A 17,022-nucleotide genomic window follows, 5' to 3' on the forward strand; every position below is an offset into this window, starting at 1 on the left:
CCCTAATAAGTGTTTTTTACTTGAGGAACTTCATGAAAATGCTTGTAGATGAATTTTCCTTTTTCCTTTGCTACCTTCACCATTTCATCTGCACCTTGAGAGGGTCCGCCCACACGGAGGACCGCATCGCAATGGTCTAATAATCTCACTGAAGACGGGTGGAACATTCGATTGAATATGTCGTCTCCAATCCCTTTTGAGCCAGCTGTCTCCATCAGTGGAAGTGCATACCATTCGCCTAATACAGGCAAATGTCCCGCTTCATATACTTGAAGAGCGATTTCGTTCATGAAGCGTATATTCTTCTCAATCAAACGGATATCATCACCAGTGCCAGAACGATAGGGACCGGCGATGAGGATGTGCTGCGGTTTACTAACGGATTCAAGCAGCCCGTTGATTTGGGCGTATTGCAAGAGCATAATCGTTTTTGCGTCTTTGATTTCTCCGTTTTTAACCATCTGCAATGCCTGTTCTAATGAGATTTCCAGTACTTCTATATACTCCTGTTCATCCTCTAATCCCCCACCAACACCGGCACGCATGTTTGCTGTATATTCAGCCATATAAAAGTGAAGTATCTCGGTCACAGAACCTGGGGACATATAAGCTTCGCCGATTTTATGAACATTCTTTACACGATATCCGGTCTCTTCTTCCGTTTCTCGAAGGATACTTTCTTCAGGACCGTCATTGTCCAACAAACCTGCACAGGCCTCAATAAGCATCCCCGTTCCGTTACCATTTAAATAGGTCGGCATTCGAAATTGTCTCGTTAACACGACTGTTTTCTTCTCGATATTATATAGTAGAATGGTCGCACCATTACCGCGGTCATAAGCCTCTCGAGCTTGAGTTTCCCAAGTACCATCACTTTTTTGATACATAAAAGTTATTTTCTTTAGTACGTACCAGTTGTTGGATAAAACCTCTTCTTTCACGATACGAACTCTGGGGTTCATCTCTTGTAACATCGTTGTTTATTTCCTCCCTAAGAAAAATCCGGATTCTTTCGTTATATATATGCTTCCCTCTAAGCTCTAGCTTGGTACTTATAAACTTTCTGAATTTATCTAAAGTAACTCCATTAAGAACCTCTCTAGCATTCATTGGAGTTGAAGTTATGTAATTGATAAGCGGTTGAATTTCATCTACAAGCATATGGTCTTCATACTGAATACATTCGATCTCAGAAAACCAAGGGGACAAAATTTCCTTACCGTTATCTAAATGAAATCGTTCAATTACATGATCCAGCACCTGGATTTGGGAATCGAATGATTTAGCTAATTGCTCGATTTCTTGCAAATGGCGTTTACTCATGGTTGAAGCATAAAACATTCCGCCTTGCTTCAAAACCCGATGTATTTCCATAATGGCTTTGGAGATATCCGGCACATGATAAAGCATATGGTTGGCTATTACGATATCGAATTCATCGTTGTGAAAAGGAATATCTTGCGCATCCACGACAAGAAATTTGAAGCGGTCGTAATATTCACCTAAGTTCTTACGCGCTTCGTCCAACATACCCGATGAAAGATCCGTAAGTGTGATGCTCCATGACTCAGGAACACGTTCTATATTTCGGCTCCATAATGCCGCATCGCCACAACCGAGTTCTAAAACCCTCAAATTAGGTGAATGGCTCAAATGCTCAAAAAGCCATCGGTGCCAACCGATTTTATTTACACTGAATTTATCGTATAACTGAATTCTCGTTTGTAGTCGGCACGCGTTGTGATATTGCTCAACCCAATCTATTTCCACATGAATGGCATGAATAAGATTACCCAGACTTTCCCAATCCACTTGTTCCAGTTTATCACCTAGAATACCCATGGATTCATTAATGGCTTTCACCACATACTGCATATGGGCAATTTTTTGCTGAATAATTTCTTTTTGCATGACTAAAGAACTTCTCAAATCATGTATGGGTAATGAATTGTCTTGAATGATTTGTTTAATTTCGTTGAGTGATAATCCGATATATTTTAAAGTCTGAATCTTTTGCAGACGAATTAAATCTTCTTTGCTATACATCCGTAGGGAAGCATGATCATAATGTGATGGATTTAACAATCCAATCTGATCGTAGTATCGCAAAGTTCTAATCGTCATCCCGGTTCGTCGGGCAATCTGCCCTGTAGTTAGGTAATCCTCACGCTTCAAGTCACATTTCTCTCCTTCTGAATTCCTTGATCAATCTTAGGAAATCCATGGGGATGCCGCCGATGCCACTCCCATGCACTCTCGACCATTTCTAATAAAGTACTACGTTTCGGATACCAGCCCAGTTCATTCCTAATCAGAATAGGCGATGCGACTAATACTGCAGGATCTCCGGCACGTTTGGCACCTATCTCAAAAGGGATCGGCTTACCTGTTACTTTGCTAACAGTGTCAATGACTTCTTTCACAGTGAATCCTTCTCCATTACCAATGTTATATATCCCGCTTGGCCCGTCACTGCGCAATTTATTCAATGCCACATAATGAGCTTCCGCAATATCCATTACGTGGACATAATCCCTAATACAGCTTCCGTCTCTGGTTGGGTAGTCATCCCCGAAGATTACGATTTTCTCCCTCTGCCCCAACGCTACTTGTAACATTAGAGGAATAAGGTGAGTCTCTGGAGAGTGATCCTCGCCGATTTCACCGCTGTCGTGAGCACCGGAAACATTAAAATATCTTAAAGCAACATACTTGATTCCATGTGCCTTTTCTGCCCAACCTAACATTCGCTCTATGGCTAGCTTTGTTTCTCCATAGGGATTCGTCGGGCTCGGACTATCCGATTCCTTTATCGGAACACTCTTGGGATTCCCGTAGATAGCAGTTGTGGATGAAAAGATGATTTTATCGACATGATATCTATTCATCGCCTCAAGCAATCTTAAGGTACCGACGACATTATTATTGTAATAGTCCAATGGGCATGACATGCTTTCTCCAACAAGACTACTGGCAGCCAGATGAATAACCGCTTCTATTTCATTCTCAGAGAACACTTTGTCTAAAAATTCAGAGTTATTCAAGTCTCCGTTGTACACCTTGCCTCCTATAACAGCGTTCTGACGTTCTCGAGCCATACGGTCTATAATGATTAGCTCTTCATTCTTTTCAAACAATAATGCGGATGTATGGCTTCCAACATAACCCGCTCCTCCACAAATCAATACCGCCATAATCTTTCCTCCACTAATCTCAATAAGTATTATTTTTAATTATATAGGGTTACGTTACGTTACGTTCAAGCATTATTTTTGATGAGTTGAGCCAGGGGATGTGTTGGCAAACAACCAGTCTTTACGTTTATGTTCAAGAGTTTTATCGAATAATTGGATGTTCAGTAATACCCCAACCGCACGACCTGTATAAGTGTTAAACTTCAGCAAAGTTGTGCTCTATTTTTGTAAATCCGATACCTATACACTAATCTCGAGGGTAAATGAATCCGTTAGAGGAGGTATGGTAATGGAAACACTGCGTATCGTTTTCACAGAAAAGCAAAAGGTGGAGGTCCGAAAGGAAACGTTCGATCCTGCACTCGGCCAGACCGAAATTTTATGTGCCGCTCTATGCTCCCTGATTAGTACAGGGACAGAGCTTCAATGTCTTAGAGGAGTATTTGACCCCGATACCAACTGGTCCGACTGGGTTAAGTATCCGTTCTATCCCGGTTATTGCATGGTGGCTGAAGTGCTAGAAATTGGGCCTGGAGTTAAGGGGATACAAAAAGGAGATCGTGTGTTTGTCGAGAATTCGCATACGCAATATTTTAAAACAGATGTCAAACATGCCTATCTCCTTTCGCAGAATATCAGCTCCGAGCAAGGCGTATGGATCAATCTTTCCAAAACAACACAGCTTGGTGTACGAAGAGCAGAGCTGCAGTTAGGAGAAACGGTAGGTGTCATCGGTCTCGGACTTCTCGGACAGCTGGTTACCCAATATTTATATCTGTCTGGGGTCAAAGAAATTTTCGCCATCGATCCTGCAGAGAGCCGTTTGCAGCTGGTTGGGCAACGACCAGGCATACATCTGCTGCCAATGGACGCGGGAAAAGCACACGAGGAAATCAAGCAAAAAACAAATGGCAGGATGCTGGATGTTATCTTCGATATTACCGGACATCCGGCCGTCTTAGCCCAAGCTACTCGGCTCGTCAAGCCTTTGGGACGAGTTATTTTACTGGGAGATACAGCTACACCTTCTGAGCAAGGAATGGGCCGCAATGTTGTGTCCAACTCCGTTTCCATTCTGGGCATCCATGCCCAAATGAATTACCAAGGTTGGAATCATCCCGAAATGGCCGCTCTATTCCTAAGCTATATTGCGCAAGGACGAATGGATGTGTCCTCTTTGATTACCCATCATTATTCTCCATCTGAGGCCCCGCAGGTGTACGATTTATTGGTGCAAAATCGAAGTTCTGCCATGGGTGTTCTGTTTGATTGGACGACATTACAATGATGAAATCGGAAGAGAGGAATCGAATTGTGAAATCACCATTAGAGTAGGGCTGATTGGATGCGGGGCCATATTACAGCACCGCTATTTGCCTGAATACCTTGCACATAAGGATGTAGTCATTGTAGCTGTATGTGATCCTAATTTGGAACGCGCACAGCCAGTTGGACCAATTATGCGAGTGAAATTAACGCCACTATTTTATACTGCGAAAAAGGTACCCTGAAAATCGGAACCGATGATCGATTCGGGGTGATCGTTGAATACTCAGACGGTATGAGGGATTACCATGAAGTCGGGGCATTGCAAACCAACAAGGCAGGGGAGCAGCATCATTCAGGCGTTATTCATCATTTTGTTGATGGTATTCTGTCTGGAAACGGCCATGACATTACCGGAGTAGATGGGTACAGGGCGCTTCAGACCATACTTGCGGGTATGGAATCCCAGCATTTGAAGAAAGTCGTCGCTATTCCGGAACTGGCGGTAATTAACTAAGTCTTTTCTATAATTAAAAAGTGCCCCTCCCACGCGATTGCAATGAGAGAGGCACTTTTGCTATTACAAATCTTGCATGCGATGTTTATTCTGCTGCCGAAACTGTCCTGGCCTAATCCCCGTCGCTCTCTTGAAGACTACACTCATATATTCTGTATGCTTAAATCCGATGCGTTCGGCGATGACTGCTAAGGGAAGTTTAGTATCTAGGAGTAGTTTTTTTACAAGCTTTAGTTTTACATTTATGATTTCATCGTGCGGTGTGCGACCCAATGCTTTCTGAAATCGGCTTTCCAATATGCGACGCGAAACCCTAAGTTGTCCGAGAATATCTTGAACTTGAATGTCATCATAGGCATGATTACGAATAAATCGCACGGCATCGGATACTATTTTATCCTCTACGGCAAGAACATCTGTTGACAATCGAATTTCCACATTTAAGGGTTCAATCAAATGCATTTGTCCCCCTATGACTTCGCCTGACATCATACGCTCGAGTAACTCCGCTGCTTGGTAGCCTGTCTTGACGGCATTCGTTTTGATGCTGGATAAGGGAGGATTGGATAATTCACACAGGAGCTCATCATTATCCACACCTAGGACAGCCACTTCATCAGGAACGGCAATCCGAGCAATCCGGCAAGCCTCGAGAAGCTGTTGGCCGCAAATGTCATAGCACGCCATTATTCCTATCGGCTTGGGTAGGCCATACAACCATTGAACCAGCTTATCTCTTTCTGTCATCCAAGATATTTCACCTAATCGATTTTCAGAGGCTTCATAAATATGGCAATCATAACCTCTCTCCGCAAGATATGCCGCCAAATAGGTGCATCGTAATTTAGACCATTGAAAACGAGAGTCCCCGTAAAATCCTATATGTTTAAAGCCTCTTTCGAGAAAATGCTCGGCAGCCAAATGGGCAATGGATTGATCATTGGTCTCTACATAAGGAAGGATCGGAATCATCCTTGAGGCACTGAGGTCTACCGTTGGAAGACCCGCGTCCTTAATAAACCGAGCGGTTTTCTCGTTTTCGATACGGGCGATAATGCCATCCCCCTGCCACTCACGCAGCCAAGTTAAATCGGTGTTATTTCGACTATATTCACTGAGAAATATCGACCAAGGACGGTTTTCACGCAAATAGGTGTTTATCCCGCTAAGAAGTCCACGAGCGTACCCATTCGAAGTTTCAATTAATAGAGCGACTTGTTTTTGCTGTGGATTCGTTATAGATGAATTATCGTTGAATCCTGATGTGAATAAACTCATTAGTGAACACCTCATTTTCGCACCTCCTATTAATATATGGTTATATTCTAATCTTTACAACTAGGAAAGATAGGTGAAAAATCTCATTTTAAAAGCAAATAATCTCATCGACTTCTTTTGTTTTTTGCTCTAAAGTCAAGCTATAAATGGAATAGGATAGGAGGATCCAATTGTGTCTTCAAAAATACGAGTCGCCATAGTCGGTTTAGGTTTTGGGGCTGAATTTATACCGATTTATCAAAACCATCCACATGCGGACATGTACGCCATCTGTCAAAGAACAACGGATAAACTGAATCAGATAGGTGACCATTTCGGTATCCCAGTTAGATATACCAGTTTCGATGACATGCTGAAGGACGACAACATTGATGCCGTGCATATTAATTCTCCAATCCCTAACCATGCCGAGCAGAGCATTGCCGCATTGTTGGCGGGCAAGCATGTAGCTTGTACGGTTCCTATGGCGACAACTGTTGAAGATTGTAGGAGAATAGTCGAAGCTGGGCAGCTATCTGGGAAAAATTATATGATGATGGAAACCTGCGTTTACACTCGCGAGTTTCTATATGTGAAAGCTTTGCGAGACAGCGGCCAACTTGGAAGGATTCAGTTTCTGCGCGGTGCTCATCAACAAGAGATGTCAGGCTGGCCTGGATATTGGGAAGGTCTCCCACCTATGCATTATGCGACGCACGCGGTCAGCCCTTTGCTCGCACTTGCCTGTAAGGAAGCAGAATTCGTCTCGTGCTTGGGCTCGGGACAAATAGCTGATAAGCTTGCTGCCAAATACGGGTCGCCTTTTGCAGTCGAATCCGCGATATTCCGACTTCGTGATTCTAACCTCGCCATGGAGGTTACGCGTTCTCTCTTTGAAACATCACGCGAATATGTCGAAAGCTTCGACGTTTATGCGGATCAAATGAGCTTTGAATGGCAGCAGTTAGAGGGGGAAGAACCCGTTATCTTCACAGGTGAGATTGCCAAGCGGGTTGAAATTCCAGATTATGCGCACTTACTCCCGGAAGGTATACGTAAATATACGCTGGAGGGTGTCTATGATTCGGCAGATAACGTGCATTTATCCTTTAAACAAGGAAACGGGCATGGTGGCTCCCATCCGCATTTGGCACATGAATTCATTATGAGCATCGTTGAGAACCGTGAGTCTTTCCCCAACGTCTATACATCCGCCAATTGGACTTGTGCCGGCATATGCGCACATGAATCCGCCATGAACAATGGTGAGCAAGTGAAGCTGCCCATATTCCGGTAATTTATATGGAGGTCATCCCCATGAATATCCTTCATTTAAGAGCTGAAACCGATGAAAATAGCATACGTATTTATCGTGGCGGTCATCCTGACCCGATTCTTGTGCAGAATGCACAAAAGAAAGTTGTATTGCAGGTCAGTGGAGCTGGGTAAAGGCGAAATAAAATCCATCAATATCGGATACTCGTATTTTGTGGTGATAGGGATCCATCCCTTGTGAATAACAATTGGCGAGATTTATGCATTAAAACATCAATGAACAAGGAGTGATCCCCTATATGAGAAGTGTCATTATCGTCCATCCTAGCTTCGATGCGACCTGGCCGTGGACAGCGGACCACTTTCACACACTTTGGAAAGCCCAAGGATCAACTGAATTTATTCGAGTGACTCCTGATGAGTTAAAACCGCTCGGAGGGCTTGTTCCCGAACCCGACAGCGTTACCCGTTTGGTTTCCTTAAATGTAGCTGTAACATCCGACTGTTTACGAGCTTTCAGCAGTTTAAAAGAAGCCGTTATTACAACTAACTCCTATGGGAGTCCTGTAACGGAAGAACAAATGAACATATTGAAGGATGCAGGCGTGACCATTTACACGCATCCTAGCGAAGGTTATTGGGGACAATCGGTATCCGAATTCGGTTTGGCGCTGACCTTATGTGGTTTACGTAGAATTCCTCAAATGCATCATGAGATCATTTCAAGCTTGCAGCCATGGTATTATGAGCCTGAGAATGGTGTAGGCACACCAAAAACAAGAGGAGAACAGTTTGGTGACGATCCCAACTTTACGAATGGAACCGTTGAAGGTAAACGCGTCCGTATTGTCGGGGCAGGCAATATTGCTTCTCGTTATGCAAGCTTTGTCAGCATGCTTGGGGCAGACGTTGCGGCGTGGGATCCCTTCGCTACTGAACCTTCCTTTCACCGCTCAGGAGCTAGAAAAGAATGGCATTTGAGCCAGCTCATCCAAGATGCTGAGATTTTCGTACCTATGGTGCCCTTAACTGAGAAAACAACAGGACTGATTACATCGGAGCATATTCATTCATTGCCTAAAGGATGTTTAGTGGTACTGGTGACAAGAGCAGAAATTTGCGATATGCAGGCGCTTCGTGAGCGCGTTCTTAAAAATGAGATTAGCCTTGCAGCCGATGTATTTGATATCGAGCCCTTACCATTGCAGGATTCATTGTTGGGAAGGCACAATGTCGTTCACACGCCACATATCGCTGGACGAACGGTGCAAGCAAATCAACGTTGGGCCGAGAAACTAGTCGAGCAGTTCCTTCCCCTTTCACAATATGAATAAATAAACAAAAGTGCCCCTCCCACGCGAATGCAATGAGAGTGGCACTTTTGTTAAAGATCCATCTTTTAAATCTGAAATACGACCATTGGATTTGTTGCGATGTTATTTACGCTTTCCTTGTACGCTCCTGCATAAGTCATCGCGAACGTATAGGAGCCAGGCAATAATTCCTTGATGATCTCTCCGTCGCTTGTATTTCCGATGGTCTTCCAGCTTCCTGCGTAATATTTCACAGTACCGCCGTTCAGCGGATTTCCTTGGCTATCCTTCAGCCGTACATTGACATTGACCGTATTAAATACGACCACCGCGTCGGATCCTGAATCTTGCACCTTCTCCTTATACGTCCCCTCATAAGTCATCGCGAACGTATAGGTACCTGGCAATAATTCCTTGCTGATCTCTCCCCCGCTTGTATTTCCGAAGGTCTTCCAGCTCCCCGCATAATATTTCACCGAGCCGCTATCTATCGGATTCCCTAGGCTATTCTTTAACTGCACTTTGACGTTGACCGTCTGGAATACGACGACTGCGTCTGCTCCGGTATTTTGCAATTTCTCCTTGTACGTTCCCTCATAAGTCATCGCGAACGTATAGGAGCCAGGCAATAATTCTTTGCTGAGCTCTCCGCCGCTTGTATTTCCGATGGTCTTCCAGCTTCCCGCATAATATTTCACAGTGCCGCTGTCGAGCGGATTTCCTTGGCTATCCTTCAGCCGCACCTTGACGTTGATCGTATTAAATACAACAACTTTGTCTACGCCTGTAATTTGTACCCTCTCTTTATACGTTCCTTCATATGTCATGGCGAAGGTGTACGCTTTATCTGGTAAAGCTTTACTTACAATTCCTGAGGCATTGGTGATTCCAAAATCCTTCCAGCCTCCGTCATAGTATTTGACGACACCTCCGCTTAGCGGATTTCCACTGCTGTCTTTTAACTGTACCTTAACAGCTGCTGGATCTATAGGTGAGCCAATTTGAAAAATAAAATTCTTGGGCTGCTCAACAAGACCCGCTTGATCAGTTGACCGATACATAAACGTATACTGACCTTCCTGTTGAAACGTAACCGGTGCTGTATAAGGCTGCCATAAACTCCCGTTATCCAGACTGTATTCGATCTTCTTCACACCTGACAAGGTATCATAGGCGCTTGCCGTTACAGTGACAGGAGTTATGTATTCTCCCTGTTGTCCATTCGGTTGTGCAGGCGACTTGGTCACTGTTGTAACAGGAGTTGTCTTGTCGATTTTAACGGTTGCTGTGTGTTTGCCTTCTGTGTTGCCCGCGTTGTCTACGCTCCAATAAACAATTGTATGCACTCCCTCAGTTGTCAGTACAATAGAAGTACCTGTTTGTTGTATGTCACCATCTACTGCGTAATATGTAGCACCAATACCTGATCCACTATCGCTTGCGTTTAAGTTCACTGTTGTGTCTTGTTTGACCCATTCTGTCGGAGCGTTGTCCGTTGTCGTTGGCGCAGTAATGTCTTCACCCATCGCTTTCAATACCGTTATGTGATAACTTTTTTGATTTGTCCCATCTTGTGAGGCTACTTCGATCAGAATGTTATTAACGCCGTTTGAAAGGACGATGGGTCCAAATGGACTATTGTTTGATGCCATCTCTCCATTGATTTGCAACGCTGCTCCGTTCTGCTCCAGAATGGCAGTTACCTGTATTCCCCGTACAACTGATCCTGCATTTATCGTATAGGCTAAATCGTCTGGATCAAATCCCTCCAATACAGTATTGCCTATATAGATGGATCGAAGGTTTGCGATTTGGTTGTGCAAGTCTCCAACAGTAAAGGTTCTGGTTTGCAGAGTGCCAACTTCGTCTGCCCCTATCTTTACCAGATAGACACCGTCAACCGACCCAGGCTGCAAAGTGTATGCTGCGGTAAAACTGCCGTCAGTTTGGCTAGTAACTTCATTAATATAAACCATGTTTCCGGATGGATCCGTTACAGATATGCCAATGGTTTTGCCGCCGCCTGAAGACAGGCTGCCGGATATGTTAACCGTATGTGTAACCGGTTCAAACACAACATTTAGAGTCCGAAATGTAGCCGCGAAAGTGCTTTGCGGACTGAATGCATAGGCCAGCACGATTAAAAAGAACAACATCAGAAACTTCTTCACTAGGTATAACCTCCATTTCTACATTTCTTTCAGTTTGTTTTTATTTTCAAATACGGCGGATAATAATCCTTATCCTTGGATGCTATCTGTGTACCGACAGAAGTTGATGAACTTTGAATTGCGATAGTAACATAGGGATCCGTATTAGCTGGATTGACTTGATTTGCTGAAATGATTGAGCTAATCAAGCTGTTTATATCCATACTGTTTTCCTTCCAAGCCGTATCGACGGAAACACTCCCCAAAAGAGCACCTGCCGCAGGTTTGTTATTCCAGGTTACCCCTGTTTCATTCCAAGAATCATCAACCGCCCCATAAACGGATAAAGTAACGGGCCCTGCAGACCAAGTTTGAGCCCTAAATTCCAATGTTGCTGACGATACATTCCCGACAACCCCTGAAATATCGAACTTCAAATAGGTTACATATTTATTTGCCATTGCCACCAGATATTGATTCGCTGGAGAACTATGATAGTTTGTATTCGGCGCATTTGATGCAACGTAAGCGTTATTAAAAGCTGTGATCACACTTGTTCCTCCAACATTAACGCTATTGATAGTCACATTATATTGTTTTACAGTCACTCCATCTTCTGCTGTCACGAATACAACTGCATTGCCAGGCAGTGATTTGGCTTGTGTTACAACAACTGTTGCCAGAGAGTCTGTAGCTTCTGCTGAAATCTGCGGTAAGGAAGTAATTATCGGGTTCCCGTTAGGCACATAATTATACGTATAGGCAAAAGTGCTGCTTGAAAAGCCTGGAATGGCCGTACTTCCTGCTTTCAAATTTTTCAAGGTGGCGTCTGTTCCTTTGATGTACGTGAGGTTAATTGTGTAGGTCATGACGGTAACCCCATCTTCTGCTGTCACTTTAACTGTCGCTGTTCCCGGTACGCCTGTCGGTTGTGTGATCAAGACAGTCGCATTAGGGTCGATCGCCGAAGCCGTTATAGATGTAACAGGAAAACTGGCCAAATCTTTGGCAGTCAGGCCCGTTTTATAAGAGGTAATACTGCTTGAAAAACCCGGAACCATCGCATTGTTAATCTTCAAGTCTTTTAAGGTTGCGTTTATTCCTAAGTGAAAAAGAACATTCACGGAATACTGCTGTGAAGTTACACCATCTTCTGCAGTTACCGTAATCGTCGCCACTCCGGGAACGGATGTCGGCTGCGAAATCAGCACTGTTGCCTTTGGATGATTAGCTGTTGCCGTAATGATGGGAATATGATTTGTTCCTTGTGTGAAGGTATAGTTTGTTGCAGCGCTTGAAAAGTCTGCCAAAGCTGTTCCATTTACCTTCAGATCTTTTAATGTGCCATCATGGGATATGACATGAAACTTGATCTGATATACTTTCTTCGTGACACCAGATATGCCAGTTACCGTAATGCTCCCCGTCCCCTCTAAATCAGTTGGCTGTACAATAGCAACCGTTGAGGATGGGGAGCTCGCTTCACCTGCTATCAGAGGAACGCCAGTAGCTGATACAGTCGTAGGATCAACCGTATAAGTCAACAAGTTCGGATCAAATCCTGCAAGAGGCATTCCACCAATAGAAATACTTTTCAGTGTTGTGTCCTGTCGCGGGAAAGCAGACGAAGGGATTACCGAGTGCTGCAAGCCATCCCATAAAAATACATTCAAATAACAATCATTTGTATCGGCAGGCAAATTTACAGGCACACTCAGAATCTTAGTCTCGCCCGGCTGCAAAGCGGCTTTGACATATTTCATATCCAGATGGGTATCATTTCTAAAAAGTGAAGCTGCCAGCATGACATCTGCCGCATTATTGCCATTGTTCGTAACAGATACTTTTGTAAGAACTGTACTGTTTGAAGCCAGACTGTCAATAGGAGTTCCAGTCGAATCGGTGAAGCTCACCATGCCTGCCGATATTGCAATCGTTCCACTTCCGGAATTTATACCGTAAATGGCTGTTTCGGCCAAAGAATTCCACCCGCTAACCGTGTTGCCATGACCTAATACTTTCACATATCTTGCTTGAACATCTGGGAAATACTTGTTTTCCATTTGCAACGTAGTACCGCTGTTTTTACCGCTGAAAACCGTCTTCCATATAACTCCGTCGGCAGAAACAAGAAGATCATAAATTTCCTGACGCTCATTCCCTTTGATCCAAGCGGTACCAATACCATTGACCGTTTGTACGGATCCTAGATCATATTGGATCCATTTGTTATCCCCTTCCGCAGCCCAGTAAGTTATCAGATCACCATCCAGTGTTTTAATCCCTTCATTACCTGGGGTTTCTGTGATTGTACTCACTGCGGCAATACCAAGTTGTCCCGAGTAAATGATAACTTCAGAAATGGAGTTATTAAGAATAAGTCCATATTTGGACATATAACCGTGTCCGACAATTCTGATGTACCTTGCCTTAATCGTAGAAAATCCATTATTCTCTATTGACGAAGAAGTCCCGCAGTTCTGTCCGCTATAGACCGTTGACCAGTTTAATCCATCTTCTGATACTTGAATATCATAAATGGCATTTCTCTCATTGCCCTTATACCATGCAATACCTATTCGATTGACTGGCTTTACACTTCCCAAATCATAGGTTATCCAAGCATTGTCACCTGCAGCTGACCACCTTGTCGCTAAGTCGCCATCGATTGTATTCTCTCCCGAATAAACCCCTTCACTTACGGTAATGCCGATAAGTCCGTAATTCGCTGTGTGTCGAATCGAGGTTATATTTACAATCTGGAACTCTGCGTCCCAAGTCGCTTTTCCCCATGTCGTAACAGGTAAAAAGCTGAGCGGAATAAACAGTCTTCCATTGATGAGCAATGCCGGTTTATCCATCACGGTTGTCACGCCATTTACTTTGATCTGATTGCTTCCAGCAGTTACTTCAACTGTTGTTTCAAGCTTCTTCGCAACCCATGTGCCGGTAGCCGCATTTCTTTGAACCCTTGCACCCAAAGCAACGAGCACTTTTTCAAAGGGTACCATGACTGTATCGGCAACGACCTGTGCCCGCTCATCATTTGGCAGCTGGGTACCATCCAGATTCATTACAATTGTATTCAGCGCAGTGGGCGCAGGGATATTAGGAACCAAGGGAGCTTCGGGCAATGTGCTTTCAGCATAACGAGTAAGGATGTATGTGCCCGCGTTTCCTTGGAAATACAATTCGTCTCTGCCAACTGGGATCGTGTATTTCGTTGTCGCAGTCTCCCCAGATTTCGTTACGGTCCAGGCTCCGGGAGTCAAATCCGTTACAAGGTAATACAAATTGCTTTCATTTCCGTAGACTGTGAATGTGACTGAAGTGTCGACAGATTGGCTTTCTTTGCCGAACAGGACAACTCTGTTTGAAATTTTGGCGCCAACCACCTTGTCGCCGGTCACCTGTTCAACAGCCAGAGGCGCTGGACCATTAACATTGTCCATGACCTGCATGACATTAAGGAACTCGTCTGTCGTTGAAGGCGTTGTCGGAGATATTTCTACACGAAATACCCCATGTTCGGGATTGTTTGCAGAATCGCTTGTTGGATTAGGGTAATTGACGCCACCAACAGAGTACTCTTTTCCCGGTTCTCCCACTTTCGTTATCGATTTACTCGAAGGCATGAGTGACGTATTGACCAGTTTTCCATTGTAGCCGCTGTCATTTCTTCCAATTGTTACCGTATTTCCATTGATATCAGGTTCAGTCTGACTATGCAGCAGCCATGTTTTCTTAAAGCTCGGGTTTGTCGTTGTCAACTTGTCATATACGAGCATCGCTGCAGGATGCACATTATCTTTCATGTTGAGAAATACCATGGAACGTTTATAGTCCCCTACCCCTACTTTTGTTGAGCTATAGGCTTTCGACAGGTCTCCTTTGATATAGGTGAAATCTGGTGTATTCGGGTCGGGGCCGTAGGTTTGATGCAGCACCGTTGCTGTTGTATACCCGTTGGCCGTTTTCGTAAGATCATCTAAGGTATTCGGTTCATCAAAGTTTTTGGGGATACGCTGTCCCCCATCATTCACTAAAGTGGTTGAGTAATAATTAAACGTTTCCATAGGATCGTAAACCAGCATGGAGTTACTCGCTATGGTTCTTTTATTGTAATTCAGGTCATGGTTGGAAAAGTAACCGTCGGTTTTCGCTATCCCTTGGTATACGCCGGAATCAATCGCCAGCCCACCTTTGTAATAAAGTTGGAAGCTCCCTGCATCCAAATGTTGGTGGTTCGCAAAATTGGTCTCGCCGATGTTCATTTGCGCAACGGCTGTAGAGGAATTAATCCCACCATCCCATCCGGTTCTTGCCACCATAATACCCATGGGGTCTCCGAAATACTTGGTTAGAGGCAGCGATGTTTGGCTTGCGGCTGACAAACTTGGGTCATCGAAAAGCACCATCCAGATATCATCAATCAGGCTGTTTTGGGTACCATAGTTATATTCCTTTATAAATTCACCTCTGAGAATAGGGTCTTTATAGTAGCTGGAGGTAAGCATTTGCGCCATGATATCATTCGTCCAATATTGCCCGAGGGTAAAAAAAGTTGAAAAGCCATCTCCATATCTTAACCTCTGACCGTCCGGACGGTGGGTATAAATATCCTGATAAGGCAATTTCGCCTGGTTCGTGTCTTTGAATACATTTCCTGCACCCATCCTGTCAAATAGCAGGGTCGCAAACATATCCCACTGGAATCGGGACATTCCGTAAGACTCCCCCTGACTTTGCCACTCCGAGGTGTACATATACTTGCGCGCTTCTACATATTGCTGAAAGAATCTTCCTGCTGCGATATTATAGATGTTGGGGTTTTCATCATAAGCAGCTACGCCGAATGCAAGAATGTTACGCATCAATTGACTTTCTGAGCCATGACCCACAACAGCCCCTAGCTTGGTCGACGGATATCCCATCTCCATATTGGTCGCAGTTCTTTCCATGTTCTGCCTGAAGTTCAGTCTCTGCGCATCGGTCATCAGGTTGTAGCACCAATCATAGACAATGGCTCCGGTCACAATCACTTCTCCCATGTCCCCGGTTGAACCACCTGCCGGAAAAGATGGAAAAACTACCGTATTGAAAAAATTGTACATTACACTGACCGCTTTACCACCTGCAGCCGTATCTCCATTCAACAAATATAAAAGCGCATTGGCTCTAACGACTTTATTGATTGTGGCGTCATAATTCGTCGCAACGTCTCCGGGTGGAGGTAGACTAAGAATACCGTTGTTTACTACAGTTTGTGCGCTGGTTTTGTACACATTGGTCCATACACTCTGCAACTCGCCTTTCGTTATGTTATCCCTGATCCGGGAAATGTCACTGCTTCGAACATATAATCTCGGATGATCTGAATGATCTGGATTTGACGGAGGAGTTATCTTCGGTTGGGTGTATGGATTAGGATAGATGTTTTCAGCCACGACTGTCGGATCTATCCCAAGATCTGTTGGCGTATAAGCTGCATTACTTGTTACGACAAAACGGTCAAAACCTATTCCTGGATCCCGATATTTGATTTTCATATCATGAACGCCTTGTGTCAAAGAAACGGAACTGATCTTGACCCAATTCCAACCCGCAGAACCAGGAACATTGAACTGTGCATATTTTCCTGCACTGTCAAAATCAAGAAATAAAGTAGCGGATGCTCCATTTGGCGTAAATATTCTAGCCCAAACCTGATACACTTTAGCCGTATCTACAGAAATAGAATAATTCGCCTCAGGTGGAACAGTCGCATAAAAGGGGCCATCCACTCTGGGACTTGTTGTAGGCACCATGGTATAACTATTTCCAGATGCATCCGACTTATCCGAATAAACCTGCATCGGAGCTTTAATTGTCCCAGCTTCCGCTTCGAATATCTTATCGGTTGTGAATGAAGCAGTTGCTGCCTGAACCTTAGCGGCACCCATACTGATAAAGGGCAATGCAAGAGTAACAACCATAAATATAATAAAAAGCTTTTGGACAATATTTTTCATCATTTACACATCCTCTCTTCCTATTGAAGAAAGGCGGAA

The 17,022-nt window shown here is 44.1% G+C and carries 11 protein-coding genes; 5 read left to right on the plus strand and 6 right to left on the minus strand.

Annotation, left to right across the window (positions count from 1 at the left end; genetic code table 11):
- Nucleotides 1-2: 2 nt before the first annotated feature.
- Genes nudK through galE form a run of 3 tightly spaced genes read right to left on the minus strand, consistent with a single transcriptional unit; the run spans nucleotide 3 to nucleotide 3,194 of the window.
- A complete protein-coding gene (nudK, locus tag ACBP55_RS34485) occupies nucleotides 3-974 on the minus strand; it encodes a GDP-mannose pyrophosphatase NudK (RefSeq protein ID WP_464648165.1) in 972 nt (323 codons plus the stop codon).
- Entirely contained in the window at nucleotides 871-2,175 is a 1,305-nt protein-coding gene (locus ACBP55_RS34490) for a MerR family transcriptional regulator (RefSeq protein ID WP_464648166.1), read from the minus strand. Before ACBP55_RS34490 ends, nudK begins: the two co-directional genes overlap by 104 nt.
- The gene (gene galE / locus ACBP55_RS34495; protein ID WP_464648167.1) at nucleotides 2,172-3,194 is read right to left on the minus strand and encodes a UDP-glucose 4-epimerase GalE; all 1,023 of its coding nucleotides are present in this window, start codon (nucleotides 3,192-3,194) and stop codon (nucleotides 2,172-2,174) included. The genes ACBP55_RS34490 and galE overlap by 4 nt, the downstream gene beginning before the upstream one ends.
- Nucleotides 3,195-3,483: 289 nt before the next feature.
- Here galE and ACBP55_RS34500 point away from each other — a divergent pair, with 289 nt between their 5' ends.
- Both ACBP55_RS34500 and ACBP55_RS34505 read left to right on the plus strand, forming a co-directional pair.
- Complete coding sequence (locus tag ACBP55_RS34500) at nucleotides 3,484-4,482, plus strand: zinc-binding dehydrogenase (protein WP_464648168.1); 999 nt, start codon at nucleotides 3,484-3,486, stop codon at nucleotides 4,480-4,482.
- A gap of 249 nt (nucleotides 4,483-4,731) precedes the next feature.
- Nucleotides 4,732-4,977 carry a hypothetical protein gene (locus tag ACBP55_RS34505; protein ID WP_464648169.1) on the plus strand — a complete coding sequence of 82 codons (246 nt, stop codon included), beginning with the start codon at nucleotides 4,732-4,734 and terminating at the stop codon, nucleotides 4,975-4,977.
- A gap of 63 nt (nucleotides 4,978-5,040) precedes the next feature.
- On the opposite strand, the gene ACBP55_RS34510 is transcribed toward ACBP55_RS34505, so the two are convergent.
- Nucleotides 5,041-6,270, minus strand: coding sequence for a substrate-binding domain-containing protein (locus tag ACBP55_RS34510; protein WP_464648170.1), 1,230 nt, complete (start codon nucleotides 6,268-6,270; stop codon nucleotides 5,041-5,043).
- Between the two features lie 157 nt (nucleotides 6,271-6,427).
- Here ACBP55_RS34510 and ACBP55_RS34515 point away from each other — a divergent pair, with 157 nt between their 5' ends.
- The 3 genes from ACBP55_RS34515 to ACBP55_RS34525 all read left to right on the plus strand — a co-directional run bounded on the left by ACBP55_RS34515 (nucleotide 6,428) and on the right by ACBP55_RS34525 (nucleotide 8,843).
- On the plus strand, nucleotides 6,428-7,531 hold the full coding sequence (locus ACBP55_RS34515) for a Gfo/Idh/MocA family protein (protein ID WP_464648171.1): 1,104 nt from the start codon (nucleotides 6,428-6,430) through the stop codon (nucleotides 7,529-7,531).
- 20 nt (nucleotides 7,532-7,551) lie between these two features.
- Nucleotides 7,552-7,683, plus strand: a complete 132-nt coding sequence (locus tag ACBP55_RS34520) for a hypothetical protein (RefSeq protein WP_464648172.1) — start codon at nucleotides 7,552-7,554, stop codon at nucleotides 7,681-7,683.
- 125 nt (nucleotides 7,684-7,808) lie between these two features.
- The gene (locus tag ACBP55_RS34525) at nucleotides 7,809-8,843 is read left to right on the plus strand and encodes an NAD(P)-dependent oxidoreductase (protein ID WP_464648173.1); all 1,035 of its coding nucleotides are present in this window, start codon (nucleotides 7,809-7,811) and stop codon (nucleotides 8,841-8,843) included.
- 65 nt (nucleotides 8,844-8,908) lie between these two features.
- Here ACBP55_RS34525 and ACBP55_RS34530 read toward each other — a convergent pair whose 3' ends face one another.
- Both ACBP55_RS34530 and hepB read right to left on the minus strand, forming a co-directional pair.
- Entirely contained in the window at nucleotides 8,909-10,993 is a 2,085-nt protein-coding gene (locus ACBP55_RS34530) for a cadherin-like beta sandwich domain-containing protein (RefSeq protein ID WP_464648174.1), read from the minus strand.
- A gap of 29 nt (nucleotides 10,994-11,022) precedes the next feature.
- The gene (gene hepB, locus ACBP55_RS34535; RefSeq protein WP_464648175.1) at nucleotides 11,023-16,986 is read right to left on the minus strand and encodes a heparin/heparin-sulfate lyase HepB; all 5,964 of its coding nucleotides are present in this window, start codon (nucleotides 16,984-16,986) and stop codon (nucleotides 11,023-11,025) included.
- Nucleotides 16,987-17,022: the final 36 nt, after the last annotated feature.

The organism is Paenibacillus sp. WG02, from assembly GCF_055396115.1.

What these genes read in the sequence shown, in the direction of transcription:
- nudK (WP_464648165.1), bottom strand. Translation starts at nt 974, where the DNA reads ATGTTACAAGAGATGAACCCCAGAGTTCGTATCGTGAAAGAAGAGGTT.
- ACBP55_RS34520 (WP_464648172.1), top strand. Translation starts at nt 7,552, where the DNA reads ATGAATATCCTTCATTTAAGAGCTGAAACCGATGAAAATAGCATACGT.
- galE (WP_464648167.1), bottom strand. Translation starts at nt 3,194, where the DNA reads ATGGCGGTATTGATTTGTGGAGGAGCGGGTTATGTTGGAAGCCATACA.
- hepB (WP_464648175.1), bottom strand. Translation starts at nt 16,986, where the DNA reads ATGATGAAAAATATTGTCCAAAAGCTTTTTATTATATTTATGGTTGTT.
- ACBP55_RS34525 (WP_464648173.1), top strand. Translation starts at nt 7,809, where the DNA reads ATGAGAAGTGTCATTATCGTCCATCCTAGCTTCGATGCGACCTGGCCG.
- ACBP55_RS34500 (WP_464648168.1), top strand. Translation starts at nt 3,484, where the DNA reads ATGGAAACACTGCGTATCGTTTTCACAGAAAAGCAAAAGGTGGAGGTC.
- ACBP55_RS34510 (WP_464648170.1), bottom strand. Translation starts at nt 6,270, where the DNA reads ATGAGGTGTTCACTAATGAGTTTATTCACATCAGGATTCAACGATAAT.